Below are 19,467 nucleotides of genomic sequence, written 5' to 3'. Positions count from 1 at the left end.
CTCCTCGCTTCGGATGACTCCAGTGAACCCCGGAACGGCCTCCTCCGTACCGGCGCTGACACCACCATGACGCCAGGCGCGAACATCTTGACGGCCTTCTGACAGGCGCACCCGGCGGTGGTCCTCAGCCCAGGCCCGGGACGAACTGGATGAGCAGGTCGATGGCCTTGATGCCGAGGAACGGCAGGACCAGTCCGCCCAGGCCGTACACCCGCAGGTTGCGCCGGAGCAGGTCGGTGGCGGAGGCGGGCTGGTAGCGGACGCCGCGCAGGGCGAGCGGGATCAGCGCGACGATGATCAGGGCGTTGAAGATGATCGCGGAGGCGATGGCAGAGGTGGGGCTGTGCAGTTCCATGATGTTGAGGTGGTGCAGGCCGGGGTAGGCGTTCGCGAACATCGCGGGGATGATCGCGAAGAACTTGGCCACGTCGTTGGTGATCGAGAAGGTGGTCAACGCGCCGCGGGTGATGAGGAGTTGCTTGCCCACCCGGACGATGTCGATGAGCTTGGCCGGGTTGGAGTCCAGGTCGACCATGTTGCCGGCCTCCTTGGCGGCGGGGGTGCCGGAGTTCATCGCGACGCCGACGTCGGCCTGGGCGAGCGCGGGGGCGTCGTTGGTGCCGTCGCCGGTCATCGCGACCATGTTCCCGGCGGCCTGCTCGCGCCGCAGGTGGGCGAGCTTGTCCTCGGGGGTGGCCTCGGCGAGGAAGTCGTCCACCCCGGCCTCCTCGGCGATGGCCCTGGCGGTGAGCGGGTTGTCGCCGGTGACCATGACCGTGCGGATGCCCATCCGGCGCAGTTCGGCGAAGCGTTCGGCGATGCCCTCCTTCACCACGTCCCTGAGCTCGACGACCCCGAGGGCGCGGGCGCCGTGCCGGTCGTGGACGGCGACCAGCAGCGGGGTGCCGCCGGCCGCGGCGATCCGGTCGACCAGCGGCTCGGCCTCCACGGGCAGGTGTCCGCCGGAGTCGGTCACCCAGCGGGCGACGGCGGTGGCCGCGCCCTTGCGGATCAGGCAGGTGGTGCCGTCGGGCCAGGTGAGGTCGACGCCGCTCATCCGGCTGTGGGCGGTGAACGGGACGGGCTGCTGTTCGCCGAGTTCGCCGGGGGAGCGCGGCGGCACCCAGTACTGACGGTTCGTCAGGTCGACGAGGGAGCGGCCCTCCGGGGTCTCGTCCGCGAGGGAGGCCAACTGGGCTGCCTCGGCGAGCTGTTCGGTGGTCGCGCCGGGCAGCGGCTGCAGGGCGACGGCCCGGCGGTTGCCGTGGGTGATGGTGCCGGTCTTGTCGAGCAGCAGGACGTCGACGTCCCCGGCGGCCTCCACCGCGCGGCCGGAGAGGGCGATCACGTTGCGCTGGACGAGACGGTCCATCCCGGCGATGCCGATCGCCGAGAGCAGGGCGCCGATGGTGGTCGGGATGAGCGCGACCATCAACGCGACCAGCACGATGGTGGTTTGGGGCGCACCGGCGTAGATGGCCATCGGCTGGAGGGAGACCACCGAGAGCAGGAAGACGATGGTGAGCGAGGCGAGCAGGATGTTGAGCGCGATCTCGTTCGGGGTCTTCTGCCGGTTCGCGCCCTCGACCAGGGCGATCATCCGGTCGATGAAGCTCTGCCCGGGGCGGGAGGTGACGCGGACGACCAGGTGGTCGGAGAGCACCCGGGTGCCGCCGGTGACGGCGGTGCGGTCGCCGCCCGACTCACGGATGACGGGCGCGGACTCCCCGGTGATGGCGGACTCGTCGACGGCGGCGACGCCTTCGACGACCTCGCCGTCCTGGGGGATGACCTCGCCGGCCGGCACCAGCACGATGTCGTGCAGCAGCAACTGCTCGGCGGGGATGGTCTCGTGGCGGTGGTCGAGGGTGCCGACCCGCCAGTGCAGCAGGCGGCGCGCGGTGGTGCCGGCCTGGGCGCGGCGCAGCGACTCGGCCTGGGCCTTGCCGCGGGCCTCGGCGACGGCCTCGGCCAGATTGGCGAACAGCACGGTCAGCCAGAGCCAGAAGGAGATCACCCAGGCGAAGACGCCGGGGTGGAGGACGGCGCTGATGGTGGTGAGCGCCGAGCCGGTCTCGACCACCAACATCACCGGGTTGCGCGCCATGGTGCGCGGGTGCAGCTTGCGGACGGCGGCGGGCAGGGCCTCGGCCAACTGCTTCCGGGTGATGAGCCGACGGCGGCCGCCGGGTGAGGTGGGCCGGTGGCTCGGCGGCGGTTCGGGCGCCGGGGCCGCGAGCCGCTCCGGGCGACGGAACCAGTTCTGCTGGTCGGAGGTGTGGTCCGGGGTGGTGAGGGCCGAACGGCGCATCGTCTCGGGGGACCTTCCGGGCCGCCCGGTCGGGTGGGGCGGCGGTTCGGGGAGCGACGGGGAACGGCGGACAGCCCACCACCGGCGGCCTACGGGCCATGCCGTTCTTGACACGGGCTTGGCGCCGGAACGGCCGTCCTTGACACCACCCTGACGCGGTCGGTGCGGGGCTGTCAGGAGGGCGTCAAGGTCGGCGGCGGGGGCGTAGGTCCTGCGTCAAGGAGGGATGCGGTCGGTGTGCGGAGGGTCTCCACTGGAGGTGTCCGGCCGTACGAACCGAGTCTCCGGTCGTCCGGCCCACCGCCCGAAAGGACCCCGCCGTGACCACCGCCACCCTCGTCATCGACGTCGACCGGCCGCTGGAGCGCACCATCCGCCTGGTATCCGCCGCCGGAAGCCAGGACCAGCCCGAGCCGCCGGAACCGGGCCCGGCGGCCGAGCGCGACCGCCTCCGCACCCGCCCGGCGAACTGCCGCTTCGCGATGCACTACGAGGACTGAACCGAGGACCGCGACCCACCCCCGCACGACCCTTCGTAGGAGCAGCTGCCATGACCCAGCTCACCGCCCCGCCCGTGCCGTCCCCGCCCGTCCCGTCCCCGGCGACCGCCCCCGCCGACACACTCGGCAGCCCCTGGCCGGCCTCGGCGCGGCCCGGCCGGGGAGCCGACGTGCTGGTCGGCGGGGTCGGGCTGGCCGAGGCCGCCGAGCGGTTCGGCACCCCGCTGTACGTGCTGGACGAGGGCGAGGTCAGGGCCCGCGCCCGGGCCTACCGGCGGGCGCTGCCGCACGCCGAGGTGCTGTACGCGGCCAAGGCCTTCCTGTGCAGCGCGATGGCCGACTGGGTGGCCGACGAGGGACTGGGCCTGGACGTCTGCTCGTCCGGCGAGCTGTGGCTGGCGGTCTCGGCGGGCTTCCCGGCGCAGCGGATCCTGCTGCACGGCAACGCGAAGTCCCCGGACGAGCTGCGGCTGGCCCGGCGGCTGCGGGTCGGGCGGATCGTCATCGACGGGCCGGCCGAGATCGCCCGGCTGGCGGCGCTGGTGGCGGCCGACACCCCGCAGAAGGTGCTGGTCCGGGTCGTGCCGGGGATCGCGGCCGGGCACCACGCGGCGGTGCGCACGGGCGTCGGCGGGCAGAAGTTCGGCTTCCCGATCGAGGGCGGTGACGCGTCCGACGCGATCGCCCGGGTGCTCGACCAGCCCGGACTCGAACTCGCCGGTCTGCACTGCCACCTGGGCTCGCAGATCGCCGACGCGGAGCCGTACCTGCGGGCGGTGGACACGTTGGTGCGGCTGCTCGCCGAGGTGCGCGAGCGGCACGGCGTGGAGCTGCCCGAACTGGACCTCGGCGGCGGGCACGGCATCCGCTACCTGCCCGGGGACGAGGAGTTGGACGTCGCCGAGTTCGCCGTCCGGGTGACCGACCGGCTGGCGGTGCGCTGCGCCGAGGCCGGGCTGGAGGTGCCACGCCTGGTGGTGGAGCCCGGCCGCGCGATCGCCGGCCCGGCGGCGGTCGCGGTGTACCGGGTGCTGTCGGTCAAGCACGGCGCCGACGGCCGCTGCTTCGCCGCGGTGGACGGCGGGATGAGCGACAACCCGCGGCCGGCCCTGTACGGATCGCCGTACAGCGTCCGGCTGGTGGGCCGCCGCTCGGAGGCGGGGGAGGCCCGGGTGGACGTGGTCGGCCGGCACTGCGAGGCCGGCGACGTGCTGGTACGCGATGCGGTGCTGCCCGCCGACCTGCGCCCCGGCGACCTGGTGGCCGTGCCCGCGGCCGGTGCGTACCAGCTGTCGATGGCCTCCGGGTACAACCTGGTCGGCCGCCCGGCGGTGGTGGCGGTTCGCGACGGCCGGGCGCGGCTGCTGATCCGGCGGGAGACGGTCGAGGACTTCCGGGCACGGGAGGTCGGCCGCTGAGAAGCCTTGACGGTGCGCGGGAAGTCGGCCCGGCCGACTTCCCGCGCATGTGCGTTCAGGTGTCGGAGAGTTCGCCGCTCGCTGTTGCGCCGTCATCTCGTCGTCGGCACGGGCCCCTGTCGCCGAGGCCCGGCGTCGGTGGTCGATAACGGAACGGTTGCGGAGCCCGTCCTTCCCGTGCCCAGGTCTTGACGGCACGGGGAGGGCGGGCGTTTGCTGTGACCCGCTCGTTGGAACCTGTTTGGTTCTGGTTTGTTTTGTGTGTTTGAACGTTCAAAACACCGAACAAGCATCAGGATGAGCGCCACCCCTCCCTTCCCTCTGTCTTCCAGTGCCGCCCCACCGAAAGGAATGCAATGTCACACCTTTCTCGACGCGATCTGCTCCGCGCCTCCGGAGCGGGCCTGCTGGCCCTCACCGCCGGCGGCACCCTCGCGGCCTGTGGCGGCGGCTCCGGCTCGGGCGGCGCCTCCGGCGGGGACGCCGACAGCGGCACCGTCACCGTCTGGTCCTGGGCCACCGCCGCCGAGGCCCTGCGCGGCGTCGTCCCGGCCTTCGAGCAGGACAACCCCGGGATCAAGGTCGACGTCCAGGACATCGGCGAACCCGCCATCTGGGACAAGATCACCGTCGGTATGGCGGCCGGCGGCCAAGGCCTCGGCGACGTCCTGCACATCGGCTGCGACTACCTGCCCGGGTACATGGAGAAGTTCCCCGGGGGCCTCGCCAACCTCTCCGAGTTCGGCGCCGACGCCCACAAGGACAAGTTCGCCAAGGGCCTGTGGCCGGTCGTCACCGGCAAGGACGGCCACGCCTACGCGCTGCCCTGGGAGGTCAACCCGCTCGGCTTCTTCTACCGCAAGGACTACTTCGACAAGGCGGGCATCGACCCCGAAGCCCTCGCCACCTGGGACGACCTGATCGCCGTCGCCGACCGCTTCAAGGCCGCCAACCCCGGCGTCTCCCTGATCGGCCTCAACAAGGCCGCCAACCCCAGCCCCGACCTCGACTTCCTGCAGTCCCTGATGCAGCTCCAGGGAGCCTTCTACTTCGACCTCCAGGGGAAGATCACCCTCGGCTCGGCCGAGGACGTCCGGGCGATGACCACCGTCAAGCACCTGGAGGACGCCGGGCTGATCGCCGACGCCCCCGGTGACCAGGGCTGGGGCAACCTGATGAAGGCCGGCAAGATCGCCGTCGCGCCGATGCCCGCCTGGGCCGCGCACTACCTGGAGAAGAAGTTCGCCGACCAGAGCGGCAACTGGCGGCTCGCCAAGCCCCCGGCGGTCACCCCCGGTGGCAGGCGCACCGCGCTGGTCAACTCCACCCACCTCGCCGTCGCCGCCTCCAGCCCGCGCCGCCGCGCCGCCTGGAAGTTCGTCGAGTACGCGCTCACCCGCACCGCCTCGGTGAACAGCATGTTCACCGCCGGCGGCGTCTTCCCCGCCCTCACCGCGGCGTACACCGACCCGATGTACGCCAAGCCCAGCGCCTTCTACGGTGACCAGCCCGTCCTGAAGACCTTCACCGAACTGGCCCTCGACGGCGGTGGATCCACCAACTACTCCGGCGACTACGCCCGCGCCCTCAAGCTCGCCAGCGACGCGCAGACCAAGGTCTTCCTCAAGGGCGGAGACCCGGCCGCCGTCCTCCAGGACGCCGCCAAGCAGCTCGCCCAGCAGACCGGACGCAGCATCGCATGACCGCCACCACCCGACCCGCCGCGCTGCGCGAACCGGTGGCGGTCACCGCCGCCGGGCGGTCCCACCGCAGGGCCCGGGCCCGCCGCAGGGCCGTGCCCTACCTCCTGCTCGCCCCCGCCCTGATCACCTTCGGCGTGTTCAAGGCCTACCCGGTCGTCGACTCGCTGCTGCTGTCCTTCACCACCGGCTCGGGCGCCGCCACCCACGGCGCCGGCCTCGCCAACTACCAGCGCCTGCTGGACGATCCGCTGTTCTGGACGGCCCTGCGCAACACCGCCGAGATCCTCGTCGTCCAGGTCCCGCTGATGCTCGGCCTGGCCCTGCTGATGGCCGTCGGCATCAACTCGGCGGTGGTGCGCTGTCGGGCCGTGTGGCGGCTCGGCGTCTTCATGCCCTCCGTCACCGGCCTGGTCGCCACCGGCGTGATCTTCGCCTTCCTGCTCAACACCGACGACGGTGCGGTCAACTGGGCGCTGAACGCCGTCGGCCTGCCCGCCGTCGACTGGCTGGGCGATCCGTTCTGGGCCCGGATGTCCGTCGTCCTCGTGCTCACCTGGCACTACACCGGCTACAACGCCGTCATCTACCTGGCCGGCCTGCAGGGCATCCCCAAGGAGCTGTACGAGGCCGCGATGGTCGACGGCGCCGGGCCGATCCGCCGCTTCACCGCCATCACCGTGCCCGCGCTGCGCCCGGTACTGCTGTTCACCGTCGTCCTGTCCACCATCGGCACGCTCCAACTCTTCGACGAGCCCTACGTGCTGACCGGCGGCGGCCCGGACAACGCCACCCTCACCGTCTCCATGTACCTGTACCAGAACGGCTTCCGGTACTTCGACTTCGGCTACGCCTCCGCCATCGCCTACGCGCTCACCCTGCTGGTGTCGGTGCTCGGCGCGGTCCAGATGCGCCTGATGGGAGAGCGCGACCAGTGAACCTGAAAAGACTGCGGGGCTGGCCGTTGACCTTCGCCCTCGCGGCGGTCACCGGACTGTCCATCGGACCGTTCTACTGGCTGGTGGTCGCCTCCACCCGCAAGGACACCGAGATCTTCGACTGGCCGCCGAAACTGCTGCCCGGCGGCCACCTGGGCGAGAACCTCGACCACCTCCAGGCCAAGATCGGCCTGCTCCGGGTGGTCGGCAACTCGCTGCTGGTGGCCGGGATCCAGACGCTCGGCGCGCTCGTCGTGGCGCTGCTGGCCGGCTACGCCTTCGCCAAGTTCCGCTTCCGCGGCCGGACCGTGCTGTTCGCACTCCTGTTCTCCACCCTCGTGGTGCCCGAACAGGTCATGCTGGTGCCGCTGTTCAAGATGATGATGAACTTCGGCCTGCTCGACACGTACCAGGCGCTCATCCTGCCCGGCCTCTGCGTGCCGTTCGCCATCTTCCTGATGCGGCAGTCGTTGACCAGCCTGCCGGACGAACTCCTGGACGCCGCCCGGGTCGACGGCGCCGGCGAGTTCCGGGTGCTGTGGAGCGTCGTCGTGCCGGTCATGCGACCGGTGCTGGCAGCCCTGTCGATCTTCCTCTTCCTGGGCTCCTGGAACCAGTTCGTCTGGCCCCTGGTGGCCCTGCGCAGCCCCGAGATGCAGACCCTGCCGGTGGCCCTCGCGACGCTGCACGGCAACAAGAGCAACACCGACTACGGCGCGATCCTCTCCGGCACCGCGCTCTCCACCCTGCCGATGATGGTCCTCTTCCTGGTCCTCCAGCGGCAGTTCATCTCCGGCCTGCTGGCCGGCGCCACGAAGGGCTGAGGACGACACCATGACCGACAGCACGACCGAGAGCACGATCGAGATCTGGGAACCGCACGCCCCCACCGCCGCCGGAGGCCTGCGCCCGCTCCACGCCCAGGGGTTGGACCTGCTGGTCAGCGGCGCCGCCACGGCCCAGGAGGTCGCCGACGGGGTGGTGGAGGTGACCGCCGAGGACTCCGGCGAGGTCCGGATCGAATGGCGCGTCCCCTGCGTCGACGCCACCGCCCTGTGGACGCCCGAGCCGCGCGGCACCGGCTGGCTGCCCGCCGCCTGGAGCGCCCCGCGCCGCACCGGCCTGACCGTCGGCGCGCCGATCGCCGCACTGGTCGGCACCGGGGACGTCGCGCTCTGCGCCTTCGCCGCCGGGCGCCCGGACGTGCTGGCCGGCGCCGGAGTCGTCGAGGAGACCGGCGAGTTCCGGTTCTGGGCGCAGGCCCCCGAGGGCCTCACCGTCCGGATCGACACCTCGCGCCGGCACTACGCCCGCTGCCTGGCCGACCTCACCGCCTGGTGGGGCGCCGACCACGAGGCCGACATCCCCGAGGCCGCCCGCCGCCCCGCGTACTCCACCTGGTACTCCATGCACCAGGACGTCTCGCCCGAGGGCGTCGAGACCCAGGCCGCGCTCGGCAAGGAACTCGGCCTGGACGTGATCATCGTGGACGACGGCTGGATGACCGCCGACCGCACCCGCGGCTACGCCCACTGCGGCGACTGGGAGCCGGTCTCGCTGCCCGACACCGCCGCCCACGTGCGGCGCGTCCACGACCTCGGGGTGCGCTACCTGCTCTGGTACGCGCTGCCTTTCATCGGCAAGGACAGCGCCGCGTACCGGAAGATCGGCCACCACGCGCTCGCCGACGCCGCCCACATGGGCGCGGTCGTCGCCGACCCCCGCTACCCCGAGGTCCGCGCCTTCCTCACCGACCGGCTCGTGCGCGCCGTCGAGGAGTGGGGCATGGACGGGCTCAAGGTCGACTTCGTCGACTGGTTCGCGCGCGCCGACGCCCCGGCGCCCGGCCCCGGGGCGGACTGCGCGGGCGTCGACGAGGGCGTCGAACGGCTGCTCGCCGGGATCCGCCGCCGGATCACCGCTGCGAACCCCGAGGCGATGATCGAGCACCGCCAGCCGTACGTCAGCCCCCGCCTGTGGCCGTACGTCACGATGATCCGCGCCACCGACTGCCCGCTCAGCCCGCAGGAGAACCGGCAGCGCACCGTCGACGTGCGGCTCGCCGCCGGGCCCGTCCCGGTCCACGCCGACATGCTGATGTGGCACCCGGCCGAGCCGCCGGAGCAGATCGCCTGCCACCTGATCAACGTGCTGTTCTCCGTCCCGCAGATCTCCGTCGACCTCGCCGCGCAGGACGACGGACAGCGCGAGGCGATCGCCTTCTGGCTCGGCGTCGTCCGCGAGCACACCGCCACCCTGCAACTCGGCGAGCTGCTCCCGGCCCGCCCCGACCTCGGCTACCCGATGGTCACCGCGCGCGGATCCGACACCGTCGCGGTGGCCCGCTACGCCGCACTGCCGGTGGACGCCTCCGGCGACGACTGGCGCACCCTGCTGGTCGCCAACGCCGACGCCGACCCGGACGTCAGGCTCACCGGCGGCAGCGGCACCGCCGCGGTGACGGTGCAGGACGCCCGGGGGCGTATCGTCCGGCAGGGCGAGGTCGCACTGGACCGGTCGGAGCCGGTCCCCGTACCGCGCGGCGGGCTGCTCACCCTGCGCCGCCGCTGACCGTGCCCGGCCGGGCCCGCCGTACCAGTTGGGAGGGGACGCATGCCCGAGGGACCGCAGCGGCCGCGCCGCGGCGCCAGCACGATCGAGGAGGTCGCCCGCGCGGCCGGGGTCTCCCGGCAGACCGTCTCCAACGCGCTCAACGCCCCGCAGCGGGTCCGCCCCGAGACCCTGGACCGGGTCACCGCGGCGATCCGCGAACTCGGGTACCAGCCCGACCAGTCGGCGCGCTCCCTGCGCAGCGGTGCCCGGCGCACCCTCGGCTACCTCGCCCCGGTGGACGACCCGCTCGACCCCAACCCGCTGATGGCCGGCTTCCTGGAGGCCCTGGTCGACGCGGCCGGGGCCGAGGGCCAGCGGGTGCTGCTGTTCCGGCCCGCCCCGCCGGCGGGCGACCCGGCGGCCGCGATCGACGAACTGGTGGCGGCCCGTCAGGTGGACGGGCTGGTGCTGGCGGACGTGCTCGCCGAGGACGCCCGGATCGCGCACGTCGCCCGGCTCGGCGTCCCCTTCGTCAGCTTCGGCCGCACCGGACCGGGGCAGCCGCAGCACTGGGTGGACATCGCCAACGACGCGGCGACGGCCGCGGTGGTGCGCCACCTCGCGGAGCTCGGCCACCGCCGGATCGGCTACCTCGGGACCGCCGAGGACCTGCCCTGGATGGCGGCCCGGCGGGCGGGCTTCCTCGCCGAGGCCCGGCGGCTGGGGCTGTCCGCGGTGGCGCTCCCCGCACCGGGGACGGCCGGGGCGGCGGCCCTGGGCCCGGGCGGGTCCGGGCCGGCGGTCACCGCCGTCCGGGCGCTGCTGCGCGGGCCCGACCGGCCGACCGCCTTCGCGGCGGGCAGCGACCTGCTGGCGCTGGACGTGTACGAGGCGGTCCGGGCGGAGGGGCTGGTGGTCGGGCCCGGCGGGGTGGCCGTCACCGGCTTCCACGACACGCCGCTCTGCCGCCACCTGCACCCCGCGCTGACCTCCGTCCGGCTGCCGCTGCGGGCGATCGCCGCCGCGCTGGTGGACCGGCTGCTCGGCCAGGTGCGGGACGGGGCGGTGCCGTCGGCCGGGGCGGAGCTGGCGACCGAGCTGGTGGTGCGGGGGAGCAGCGGGTGGCCGCTGGCCGGCCGTCAGCCGGCGGGCGACGGCGGGGCGGCAGCCGATGGGCAGGCGGCGGCCGACGGCCCGACGGCCCCCGGACGTTAGGCGACGGCCGGGGGCTGGGTGACGGTCGGCAGCCGGCCGGCGGCCGGGGCGACGATCGGCTCGCCGACCGGCTGCCACGGCCTCTCCCCGGGGCCGGGCCGACCACGCCCAACCCGGCCGAGGAGGAGACCAACCGCGCGCTGTCAGCCGTCGGGAGGCTTCCTTCGACCACGGCCGGCCAGTGGTGCTGGTGGATAATGTTTGAGATTGTAGCTTTCTGTTGATTCCAATGGCTTCACTCGGAGGAAGAAGGCCATGGCGGGGACAACCCTGACTCAGCCCACCGGCAGGACCGTGACCGGACTCGCGGACGGTCGGCAGCTGATCTACTACGACCGCGGCACCGCCGCCCCCCGGAACGCCGTCGACCGGCGCCCGCTGGACCTGCAGGTCCCCGGCTCCCAGGTCCGGCTCGACCCCGTCACCGGCGACCGGGTCACCATCGCCGCCCACCGCCAGGCCCGCACCTACCGGCCGCCCGCCGAGGAGTGCCCGCTCTGCCCGTCCCGGGACGGGCGGCTCAGCGAGATCCCGGCCGAGGACTACCAGGTGGCCGTCTTCGAGAACCGCTTCCCCTCGCTCGCAGGCCCGCCGGCCGCCCCCTCCCGGGACGCCGACGGCCTGTGGACCGCGGGCCCCGGCGCCGGCCGCTGCGAGGTGGTCTGCTTCACCGCCGACCACGACGCCTCCTTCGCCGACCTCACCCCCGAACGGGCCCGCCTCGTCCTCGACGCCTGGACCGACCGCACCGCCGAACTCTCCGCGCTGCCGGGCGTCGAACAGGTCTATTGCTTCGAGAACCGGGGCGCCGAGATCGGCGTCACCCTCGCCCACCCGCACGGCCAGATCTACGCCTTCCCCTTCACCACCCCGCGCACCGCCCGGACGGCCGTCCGGGCCGCCGACCACCGAGCCGCCACCGGCCGCAACCTCTTCGAGGACCTGCTCGCCGCCGAACGCGCCCACGGCGAGCGGACCGTCCTCACCGGCACCCACTGGACGGCCTTCGTGCCCTTCGCCGCCCGCTGGCCCTACGAGGTGCACCTGTACCCGCACCGCCGGGTCCCCGACCTGACCGCCCTCGACGAACCGCAGCGCGCCGAATTCCCGGCGATCTACCTGGAGTTGCTGCGCCGCTTCGACCGGCTCTTCCCCGCCGGCCGCACCCCGTACATCTCCGCCTGGCACCAGGCGCCCGCCGGGCAGCGCGCCGAACTCGCCCTGCACCTGGAGCTGTTCACCATCCGGCGCACCGCCGACAAACTCAAGTACCTGGCCGGCGTGGAATCCGGCATGGACGCCTTCGTCAACGACGTCACCCCCGAGGACGCGGCCCGGCGGCTGCGGGAGGTCGCCCCGTGAACACCTTCACCGAGCTCTACGGCCGCCCCGCCGAAGGCGAGTGGGCCGCCCCCGGCCGGGTGAACCTGATCGGCGAACACACCGACTACAACCTCGGGTTCGTGCTGCCGATCGCCCTCCCGCAGACCGTCCGCGCCCGGGCGGCCCGCCGTGACGACGGCCGGCTGCGGCTCTGGTCCGCCCAGGGCCGCGGGCCGGTCACCGAACTGCGCATCGCCGACCTCGCGCCCGGCGCGGTGCCCGGCTGGGCCGGCTACCCCGCCGGAGTGGTGTGGGCGCTGCGCGAGGCCGGACACCAGGTCGGCGGCGCCGACATCCGGCTGGACAGCGACGTCCCCGGCGGCGCCGGACTCTCCTCCTCGGCGGCCCTGGAATGCGTCGTCGCCACCGCCTACGCCGACCTGTACGGACTCCGCCTCACCGCACCCGAACTCGCCCTGCTCGCCCAGCGGGCCGAGAACGCCTTCGTCGGCGTGCCGTGCGGGATCATGGACCAGATGGCCTCGATGTGCTGCCGCCCCGGCGCCGCGCTGTTCCTGGACAGCCGGGACCTGACGGCACGCCAGGTGCCGGTCGACCTCGCCGGTGCGGGCCTCGCGCTGCTGGTCCTGGACACCCGGGTCAAACACGACCTCGGGGACGGCGCGTACGCGGCCCTGCGGGCCGACTGCGAACGGGCCGCCGCCCTGCTCGGGCTGCCCGCACTGCGCTCCCTGCAGCCGTCCGCACTCGCCGACGCGCTCGCACAACTCCCCGCAGAGCTGCGCCCGTTGGTGCGCCACGTCGTCACCGAGAACGCTCGGGTGGAGGAAGCCGTCGCCCACCTGGACGCCGGGGACCCGGCCGCGCTCGGCCCGGTCCTCACCGCCGGACACGCCTCGCTGCGCGACGACTACCGGGTGTCCTGCCCGGAGACCGACCTCGCCGTCGAAGCCGCCCTGGCCGCCGGCGCCCACGGCGCCCGGATGACCGGCGGCGGCTTCGGCGGCTCCGTCATCGCCCTCGTCGACGCGGCCGAGGCGGGGCGCGTCGCCGCCGAGGTCACCGCGGCCTTCCGCACCGCGGGGTACGCCGAGCCGCGCACCCTCACCGCCGTTCCGGCCGAGGGGGCGCGCCGGCTCGCCTGAGGCCGCGCCCGGCGCCCGGCGCTGGTGCCGGTGCTGGTGCCCCAAGGCCTGAACGCAGGCCCCGGGGCACGGGCACCGGGCTCAGGCCCGGTGGGCCGCCGGGCGCTCCGGGGACGCCTCCGCGAGCGCCCGGGTCACGGCCGCGACCCCGGCGCGCAGCCCGTACACCGGCGTGGCCGGCTGCTGGCGCCAGGAGTCGTCGATGCCGCCCGCGTCCACCGTGTCGAAGCCCAGCTCGTCGACCAGCGCCCGGACGACCCGCTTCGCCGCCTCGTCGTCACCCGCCACCGGGACGGCGATCCGCCCCGGGTCGCCGGCCGGCAGCGGCCGCTCCAGCAGGTCCTGCGCGTAGGTGCCGTTGAACACCTTCACCACCGGGTGCCCCAGGTGCTGCTCCGTCCACCGGCTCTCGGTGATGCCGCCGTCCTCGATCGCGTCGATCCGGCCGTCGCGCTCCTTCGGGTAGTAGTTGCCGGTGTCGATCACGGCCACGCCCTCGGCGGCCCCGTCGAACAGCCCGGCGGGCAGGTCCGGCACGTTCTTCAGCGGGACGGTCACGACCACGACCTGGGCGCCGCGCGCCGCCTCGGGGACCGTCACCGCCGTCGCGCCGGTCTCCTCGACCAGGCCCTTCAACGTCTCCGGGCCGCGCGAATTGGCCACCGAGACGTCGTGCCCCAGCGCGGTCAGCCGCCGGGTCAGGTTGCCGCCGATGTTGCCCGCGCCGATGATGCCGATCTTCATGGGAAGCCCCTCGTCTGCGAGTACCGCGATGTCCGTACTGGCTCGTCGCCTTGGCCCAACCACCCGGTGATCGCTGCGATTCCCCGCACAGGGGTGAATTTCCCGGCCCCGCGCCCGCGCCCACGCCCGCGCCCGCGCCCGGACCCGGGAACACGCCCAGGGCGGGGACGGGGGCGCAGGGCGGCCGGACCCGGAGGCGTGCCCGCGACCCGTGTTGAATGACCCCACCATGGGACTCCAGAACCTCGTCGACGGCCTGCCCGACGCCTTCGCCGCCGCGCCGCGACCCACCGTGATCGACGCCTGCCCCTGCTGCACCCCGCAGGTCGCGATCGACACCCTGCTCCGCACGCCCCGGGAGCGGCTCGGGCCCGAGGACCTGACGCGGTACGCCGCATCGGTGCTGAACACCGTCGGCTCCCCGGCCGACCTGCGGTACTTCACGCCCCGGATCCTCCAGCTCCTCCTCGCCGGCGAGCTCACCCTCCCCGACCTGGAGCCGTTCTGCCTCAAGCTGGCCCGGGCGGGCTGGTCCGACTGGCCGGAGGCGCCGTACCTGCGCCAACTCCTGGACGCGCTCTGGTCGGACGTCCTGACCGGACCCGCGTGGTGGGACGCCGAGGCCGTCCTGTGCGCCCTCGCCGCCGCCGACCCGGCGGGCACCGACGGCCGGCTGGCGGCGTGGGAGCGGCTGGCGACGGCGACCGCCGTCGACAGGCTGCACGAGTTCCTGCTCGACAGCGGCGGCAGGCCCCGCAACGCCTTCTGGGACCGCGGGGGCGCCGCCCACCTGGCCTTCACCGCGTGGCTGCGCGGCCCGGCCCTCCGGCGCGCCGTCGAGGAGGCGATCGACCGGACCGACGGATCCGGCCCGCTCGAACAGCTCTTCACCGTGCACGACGTCCTGGTGACGACCGCCCCGCCCGGCCCGGCCGGGAGCTGAGACGCTCCGCTCGGTGCCGGACGCTCACTCGAAGCGCGACGGGTCCCCGGCCCCGCGCCGGACGATCTCCGGTGCGCCGCCCGAGAAGTCGACGACCGTCGTCGGTTCCGTGCCGCAGTCGCCCGAGTCCACCACGGCGTCCAGCACGTGGTCGAGCCGTTCCTTGATCTCCCACCCCTGGGTCATCGGTTCGTCGTCGCCGGGGAGGACCAGGGTGCTGGAGAGCAGGGGCTCGCCGAGTTCGGCGAGCAGGGCCCGGGTGACGACGTGGTCGGGGATCCTGACGCCCACCGTCTTCTTCTTCGGGTGCATCAGGCGGCGGGGGACTTCCTTGGTGGCGGGCAGGATGAAGGTGTAACTGCCCGGCGTCGCGGCCTTGACGGCCCGGAAGACGTTGTTGTCGAGCTGGACGAACTGCCCCAGCTGCGCGAAGTCCTCGCACATCAGGGTGAAGTGGTGGCGCTCGTCGAGACGCCGGATCGACCGGATCCGTTCGAGGCCGTCGCGGTTGTCCAGCCGGCAGCCCAGGGCGAAACAGGAGTCGGTCGGGTACGCGATGAGGGCCCCGGACCGGAGGCTGTCCGCCACGGTGCCGATCGTGCGCGGCTGGGGGGACTCTGGATGCACGTCGAAGTACTTCGCCATTGGCCGACCCTACGGGATCCCGGCGACCGAAGCCCGCAGCCGCGTCGTCCCGCGTCCTGACAGGTCGCCGGGGCACGGCGTACGGTCGGTCGGCATGGGCTTCGATCAGGCGCGGGCGAACCGGATCTTCCTTCCCGCCACCTACGCCGAGGGCGTGCCGTACGAGCTGTTCCGCGAGCTGCGGGCCGAGGCGCCGGTGTGCTGGGTGGAGGAGCCGGCGGTGGGGGACTGGCCGGCCGGGACCGGCTACTGGGCGGTGCTGCGGCACGCGGACGTGAAGCACGTGCTGCGCACACCGGAAGTGTTCTCCTCGCACCTCGGGGCGACCCAGATCCGCGACCCCGACACCCCGGCCGACCTGGAGTTCGCCCGGGCGATGATGCTCAACCAGGACCCGCCCGACCACTCCCGGCTGCGCCGCACCGTCGCCGCGGCGTTCACCCCGCGGGCGCTGGCCGAGCTGACCGTCGCCATCGAGGGGCGCGCGGCCGAACTCGTGGCCGCGATCCGTCCGTTGGGCGAGGCCGACTTCGTGCCGATCGCCGCCGACCTGCCGGTGTGGACCCTGGCCCGGATCCTGGGCGTGCCCGATCAGGACCGGCAGCTGCTGGTGGACTGGTCGAACCGGGTGATCGGATACCAGGACCCCGACCACGCCGAATCCAGCACCGCCGACCCGTCCCACCTCACCGACCTCGGCCGCGCGGCCCTCGCCCACCGCCCCGCGGCCCTCACCACCCCCGACGGCCGCCCGCTCAACCCGCGTTCCCGCACGGCGCTCGCCGACATGTTCGCCTACGCCCACGCACTCGCCGAACAGCCACCGCCGGGCAGCATCGTCGCCCGCATGCGCGAAGCCGGCCTGACCGCCGCCGAGTTCGAGACGATGTTCTTCCTGTTCGCCGTCGCCGGCAACGAGACGCTGCGCAACGGTCTGCCCGGCGGGCTGTACTCCCTGCTCACCCATGCCGACGAGTTCGCCCGCCTGAGTCGACAGCCGGGCCTGATGCCCACGGCGGTGGATGAGCTGCTTCGATTCTGGCCCCCGGTACTGGACTTCCGACGCACCGCCACCCGAGACGTGGTGGTGGCCGGGCAGCTGATCCGCGGCGGGGACAAGGTGGTCGTCTACCACGCATCCGCCAACCGAGACGAAGCGGTTTTCCCGGAGCCGGACCGCCTGGACATCGCTCGCACGCCGAACGACCACGTCAGCTTCGGGTTCGGCCCCCACTTCTGCGTGGGAGCGCGACTTGCGAGGATCCAGATGTCGGCCTTGATCCACCGGATCGTCGCCGACCTGCCGGGTCTGGAGCTCGTTTCGGCCGTGCCGCCGAAGCGACTGGTCTCGAACTTTCAGAACGGGCTGAAAGATCTGCGTGTTCGTTGGGGATGGACAGGTGCTCCCCGGCCGCAGCCGATGGGCCTTACCTCATGATTCCGGCGCGGCAGAGTCGGAACGAAGGGGGCGCTCGCAGTGGAGTGCCCAATCCATCGGGACACCAGCTTCGAGGTACGGCACGAACACCTCCGCGCACCGCCTCACCAGGTCCCGGTAGCCGCCGTCCCAAGCCGGGGCAAGCAGCGCCAGCCCAGGAAAGAAGTCCTTCATCCGCGGGTGGTCGTCGGGCTCGGCCAAGAGCAGTCCGACCTTGGCCCGCCGGCCGGACGGCGTGCGCAGATCGGCCGTGTAGAGGCGGTGCTCCCAGCTCGGGACGATGTGCAGCTCTGAAACGACCCGCGCGCGGCCTCGACCCACTTCCTGCGCCAAGAGGTCCTTCGCCCAGATCTGCCAGCCGGCGCGACGGTTCTCACCATTCGTCATCAGAAGGACGTACGTCTGCTCCAACTCACGGCTCCATCCTGTGCGTTCGCAGCCAAGGCGAGACTGATGTCTCGGTTGCCGCCGGTGCTCATTTCTACGACGCCGCCGCTCCCGGCTCCGATCACGGCTCCCAGCGGATCGCGAGCAGCGCCGCGTCGTCGGTCAGGCCGACGGCGCCGACCCATTCCCCCACGTCTGCCAGCAGGGCGTCCAGCAGGTCGGCGGGGCTCCCCGCGGGCAGCCCCGGCAGGCGCTCCTCCAGCGGGTAGAAGACGCCCCCGGCGCCCCGGGCCTCGGTCACGCCGTCGGTGTGCAGGAGTAGCAGGTCGCCGGGTTGGGGGTCGAAGTGTCGTGTGGGGTACTGGTCGTCGGTCAGTCCGAGCAGGCCCAGTGGGGGTGCCGGGAACGGTGGTTCCAGTTCGCTGACGCGGCCGGAGCGGCGGAGCAGTGGGGGTGGGTGGCCGCAGTTGACGACCCGGACCGGGCCCCGGTCCGGGGGTACGTCGAGCAGGAGTGCGGTGGCGAAGCGGTCTGCGTTCGGGCGGGCGGTGAGTGCCGCGTCCAGTCGCTGGGCGAGCCGGCCCGGGTCGGGTTCGGTGCGGGCGGCTTCGCGGAACACTCCGAGGACGTCCGCGGCGGTTTCCACGGCGGGGAGCCCGTGTCCTTGGACGTCGCCGAGGAGGATCCGTACTCCGAAGCGGGTCTCGACCACGGCGTACAGGTCGCCGCCGATCCGGGCCTCGGCTGCCGCCGCGACGTAGCGCACCGCGACCCGCAGTGGTCCGATCCGCTCCGGTGGGGGCCGTAGCAGGGCCCGCTGTGCGGCCTCGGCCACCGTGCGGACCTGGAACAGCTCCCGCTCGCGGGCCGCCACCAGCACCACGTTGGCCGCGCTGGCCAGGGTCGCGGCGAGCACGGTGATCAGCGCGGTGACGTGCACCTCGGTCGGCAGCTCGGTGTTGGTGGTCTCCAGCAGTCCGACGGCCAGCACGGCCAGACCGCCGGCCGCCAGCGGTACCCGGGCGCTGCGGGTGGTCGCCCCGGCCAGCACCGGCGCCACCGCCAGCACGGGCGACAACGTCGTCCCGGGCCCGGTCACCAGGTCGGCCACGACGGCGGCGACCAGCAGCAGGAACGCGCAGAACAGCAGCAGCCTCGTGTGCCGCGGCAGGTGCAGCGGCGGCATCCCGTCCGGTCTGTCGGCACGCACGTGTCCTCCAGGCTGGGAAAGGCCCCACCCTCCACTGTCTCCGGGCTCCCGGCAGGCGGCACCTCGGGCCAGTGGCCGTGTCCGGCACCGGCTGCCGGTGCCCCGGAGCAGTACCGGCGGTCCGGCCGGCGGCGCCGCGGAGCTCTGCGGCCGCGGCGAGCCGGGCCGGTCCGCCGAGCGCGGCGGCCAGTGCGGCCTATCCGGCGGTCAGTACGGTGTCGGGTCCCCGGCGGTCGGTGGCCCGTCCGGCGGCGAGGTTGCCGGTCACCGCCCCCGCGCCGTACGGGAGGAGCATCCGGAGCGCCGAACTCCCGGCGCCCCGACGGCGTGCGCATCCCGGTTGGGGTCGCGGAAGCGGGTCAGGGGTCCCCGTGGCCGCGCGGGACGGGCGGTCAGCCCGCGCAGACCGGGCAGAGCCCCCGGTAGGTGACCTCGGCCTGGGAGACGGTGAATCCGAAGCGCTGCTCGGCCGGGAGGTCGGCCAGCGGGTTGCCGAGGGGGTGGACGTCGCGGATGGCGCCGCAGCCGGTGCAGACCAGGTGCTGGTGCGGGCGGTGGGCGTTGGGGTCGTAGCGCTTGGCGCGCCCGTCGGTGGAGACCTCGATGACCTCGCCGAGCGTGACCAGCTCGCCGAGGGTGTTGTAGACCGTCGCCCGGGAGATCTCGGGGAGGCGCTCGGCCGCCCGGGCGTGCACCTCGTCCGCGGTCAGGTGCACATGTTCGCCGTCCAGGACCTCGGCCACGACACGCCGCTGGGAGGTCAGGCGCCAGCCGCGCCCGCGCAGTCGCTCCAGCAGGTCACTCATATCGGTTCACCTATTCAGGTCAAGGGGAAGACCGGAGTTTACCAATACACATCCTGCGGCCTCCGGATCCCGATCGGATATGGGCTTGGTGTCTTTCTTGACTTGGATTCCGTCCATCGTAGGATCGGCTCCGGCGCTAGCCTGGTCAGCAACAGCACGTGGCTCCCGTT

The 19,467-nt window shown here is 73.4% G+C and carries 17 protein-coding genes; 11 read left to right on the top strand and 6 right to left on the bottom strand.

Going from position 1 to position 19,467, the window contains the following annotated elements; all coding sequences use genetic code 11:
• Positions 1 to 124 precede the first annotated feature (124 nt).
• Positions 125 to 2,311, bottom strand: a complete 2,187-nt coding sequence (gene kdpB, locus ACFV0O_RS26425; RefSeq protein ID WP_380345909.1) for a potassium-transporting ATPase subunit KdpB — start codon at positions 2,309 to 2,311, stop codon at positions 125 to 127.
• Positions 2,312 to 2,631: 320 nt separating this feature from the next.
• On the opposite strand from kdpB, the gene ACFV0O_RS26420 reads away from it, so the two are divergent.
• From ACFV0O_RS26420 to galK, 9 genes are all read left to right on the top strand, one after another.
• Positions 2,632 to 2,811, top strand: a complete 180-nt coding sequence (locus tag ACFV0O_RS26420; protein ID WP_380345907.1) for a hypothetical protein — start codon at positions 2,632 to 2,634, stop codon at positions 2,809 to 2,811.
• A gap of 50 nt (positions 2,812 to 2,861) precedes the next feature.
• A complete protein-coding gene (lysA, locus tag ACFV0O_RS26415; protein WP_380345905.1) occupies positions 2,862 to 4,229 on the top strand; it encodes a diaminopimelate decarboxylase in 1,368 nt (455 codons plus the stop codon).
• A 356-nt stretch (positions 4,230 to 4,585) separates the two neighbouring features.
• Positions 4,586 to 5,932 carry a sugar ABC transporter substrate-binding protein gene (locus ACFV0O_RS26410; protein ID WP_360263697.1) on the top strand — a complete coding sequence of 449 codons (1,347 nt, stop codon included), beginning with the start codon at positions 4,586 to 4,588 and terminating at the stop codon, positions 5,930 to 5,932.
• Positions 5,929 to 6,867, top strand: coding sequence for a carbohydrate ABC transporter permease (locus ACFV0O_RS26405; protein WP_380345903.1), 939 nt, complete (start codon positions 5,929 to 5,931; stop codon positions 6,865 to 6,867). The genes ACFV0O_RS26410 and ACFV0O_RS26405 overlap by 4 nt, the downstream gene beginning before the upstream one ends.
• Complete coding sequence (locus ACFV0O_RS26400) at positions 6,864 to 7,691, top strand: carbohydrate ABC transporter permease (RefSeq protein WP_360263703.1); 828 nt, start codon at positions 6,864 to 6,866, stop codon at positions 7,689 to 7,691. Before ACFV0O_RS26405 ends, ACFV0O_RS26400 begins: the two co-directional genes overlap by 4 nt.
• A 10-nt stretch (positions 7,692 to 7,701) precedes the next feature.
• Positions 7,702 to 9,438: a glycoside hydrolase family 36 protein gene (locus ACFV0O_RS26395; RefSeq protein ID WP_380345901.1), complete on the top strand. Its 1,737-nt coding sequence runs from the start codon at positions 7,702 to 7,704 to the stop codon at positions 9,436 to 9,438.
• A 42-nt stretch (positions 9,439 to 9,480) separates the two neighbouring features.
• Complete coding sequence (locus tag ACFV0O_RS26390; RefSeq protein WP_380345900.1) at positions 9,481 to 10,635, top strand: LacI family DNA-binding transcriptional regulator; 1,155 nt, start codon at positions 9,481 to 9,483, stop codon at positions 10,633 to 10,635.
• 255 nt (positions 10,636 to 10,890) lie between these two features.
• Positions 10,891 to 11,997, top strand: a complete 1,107-nt coding sequence (galT, locus tag ACFV0O_RS26385) for a galactose-1-phosphate uridylyltransferase (RefSeq protein ID WP_380345898.1) — start codon at positions 10,891 to 10,893, stop codon at positions 11,995 to 11,997.
• Positions 11,994 to 13,124 carry a galactokinase gene (galK, locus tag ACFV0O_RS26380; protein ID WP_380345896.1) on the top strand — a complete coding sequence of 377 codons (1,131 nt, stop codon included), beginning with the start codon at positions 11,994 to 11,996 and terminating at the stop codon, positions 13,122 to 13,124. The genes galT and galK overlap by 4 nt, the downstream gene beginning before the upstream one ends.
• A gap of 81 nt (positions 13,125 to 13,205) precedes the next feature.
• Here galK and ACFV0O_RS26375 read toward each other — a convergent pair whose 3' ends face one another.
• The gene (locus ACFV0O_RS26375; protein WP_380345895.1) at positions 13,206 to 13,868 is read right to left on the bottom strand and encodes an NADPH-dependent F420 reductase; all 663 of its coding nucleotides are present in this window, start codon (positions 13,866 to 13,868) and stop codon (positions 13,206 to 13,208) included.
• Positions 13,869 to 14,097: 229 nt separating this feature from the next.
• Here ACFV0O_RS26375 and ACFV0O_RS26370 point away from each other — a divergent pair, with 229 nt between their 5' ends.
• Positions 14,098 to 14,811 (top strand): hypothetical protein, encoded by a 714-nt coding sequence (locus ACFV0O_RS26370; RefSeq protein WP_380345894.1) that lies wholly within the window; start codon positions 14,098 to 14,100, stop codon positions 14,809 to 14,811.
• A 24-nt stretch (positions 14,812 to 14,835) separates the two neighbouring features.
• Here ACFV0O_RS26370 and ACFV0O_RS26365 read toward each other — a convergent pair whose 3' ends face one another.
• Positions 14,836 to 15,456, bottom strand: a complete 621-nt coding sequence (locus tag ACFV0O_RS26365; RefSeq protein WP_380345892.1) for an L-threonylcarbamoyladenylate synthase — start codon at positions 15,454 to 15,456, stop codon at positions 14,836 to 14,838.
• A gap of 94 nt (positions 15,457 to 15,550) precedes the next feature.
• Here ACFV0O_RS26365 and ACFV0O_RS26360 point away from each other — a divergent pair, with 94 nt between their 5' ends.
• Entirely contained in the window at positions 15,551 to 16,894 is a 1,344-nt protein-coding gene (locus ACFV0O_RS26360; RefSeq protein WP_380345890.1) for a cytochrome P450, read from the top strand.
• Here the strand turns inward: ACFV0O_RS26360 and ACFV0O_RS26355 are convergent.
• The 3 genes from ACFV0O_RS26355 to ACFV0O_RS26345 form a co-directional block, all read right to left on the bottom strand.
• Complete coding sequence (locus tag ACFV0O_RS26355) at positions 16,889 to 17,305, bottom strand: hypothetical protein (protein WP_380345888.1); 417 nt, start codon at positions 17,303 to 17,305, stop codon at positions 16,889 to 16,891. The genes ACFV0O_RS26360 and ACFV0O_RS26355 overlap by 6 nt on opposite strands.
• 97 nt (positions 17,306 to 17,402) lie before the next feature.
• Positions 17,403 to 18,491, bottom strand: coding sequence for a PP2C family protein-serine/threonine phosphatase (locus ACFV0O_RS26350; protein WP_380345886.1), 1,089 nt, complete (start codon positions 18,489 to 18,491; stop codon positions 17,403 to 17,405).
• A gap of 392 nt (positions 18,492 to 18,883) precedes the next feature.
• Positions 18,884 to 19,297 (bottom strand): Fur family transcriptional regulator, encoded by a 414-nt coding sequence (locus tag ACFV0O_RS26345; RefSeq protein WP_380345884.1) that lies wholly within the window; start codon positions 19,295 to 19,297, stop codon positions 18,884 to 18,886.
• Positions 19,298 to 19,467: the final 170 nt, after the last annotated feature.

Source organism: Kitasatospora sp. NPDC059577 (assembly GCF_042735475.1).
Lineage (GTDB): Bacteria > Actinomycetota > Actinomycetes > Streptomycetales > Streptomycetaceae > Kitasatospora.
Note: the sequence above shows the minus strand (reverse complement) of the source record. Positions and strands in the feature narration are given on the sequence as shown.

Bases quoted from the DNA above. Each gene is read 5' to 3' on its own strand.
- ACFV0O_RS26360 (WP_380345890.1), top strand. From the start codon at position 15,551: ATGGGCTTCGATCAGGCGCGGGCGAACCGGATCTTCCTTCCCGCCACC.
- ACFV0O_RS26345 (WP_380345884.1), bottom strand. From the start codon at position 19,297: ATGAGTGACCTGCTGGAGCGACTGCGCGGGCGCGGCTGGCGCCTGACC.
- lysA (WP_380345905.1), top strand. From the start codon at position 2,862: ATGACCCAGCTCACCGCCCCGCCCGTGCCGTCCCCGCCCGTCCCGTCC.
- ACFV0O_RS26365 (WP_380345892.1), bottom strand. From the start codon at position 15,456: ATGGCGAAGTACTTCGACGTGCATCCAGAGTCCCCCCAGCCGCGCACG.
- kdpB (WP_380345909.1), bottom strand. From the start codon at position 2,311: ATGCGCCGTTCGGCCCTCACCACCCCGGACCACACCTCCGACCAGCAG.
- ACFV0O_RS26390 (WP_380345900.1), top strand. From the start codon at position 9,481: ATGCCCGAGGGACCGCAGCGGCCGCGCCGCGGCGCCAGCACGATCGAG.
- ACFV0O_RS26410 (WP_360263697.1), top strand. From the start codon at position 4,586: ATGTCACACCTTTCTCGACGCGATCTGCTCCGCGCCTCCGGAGCGGGC.
- ACFV0O_RS26370 (WP_380345894.1), top strand. From the start codon at position 14,098: ATGGGACTCCAGAACCTCGTCGACGGCCTGCCCGACGCCTTCGCCGCC.
- ACFV0O_RS26395 (WP_380345901.1), top strand. From the start codon at position 7,702: ATGACCGACAGCACGACCGAGAGCACGATCGAGATCTGGGAACCGCAC.
- ACFV0O_RS26375 (WP_380345895.1), bottom strand. From the start codon at position 13,868: ATGAAGATCGGCATCATCGGCGCGGGCAACATCGGCGGCAACCTGACC.
- ACFV0O_RS26405 (WP_380345903.1), top strand. From the start codon at position 5,929: ATGACCGCCACCACCCGACCCGCCGCGCTGCGCGAACCGGTGGCGGTC.
- galT (WP_380345898.1), top strand. From the start codon at position 10,891: ATGGCGGGGACAACCCTGACTCAGCCCACCGGCAGGACCGTGACCGGA.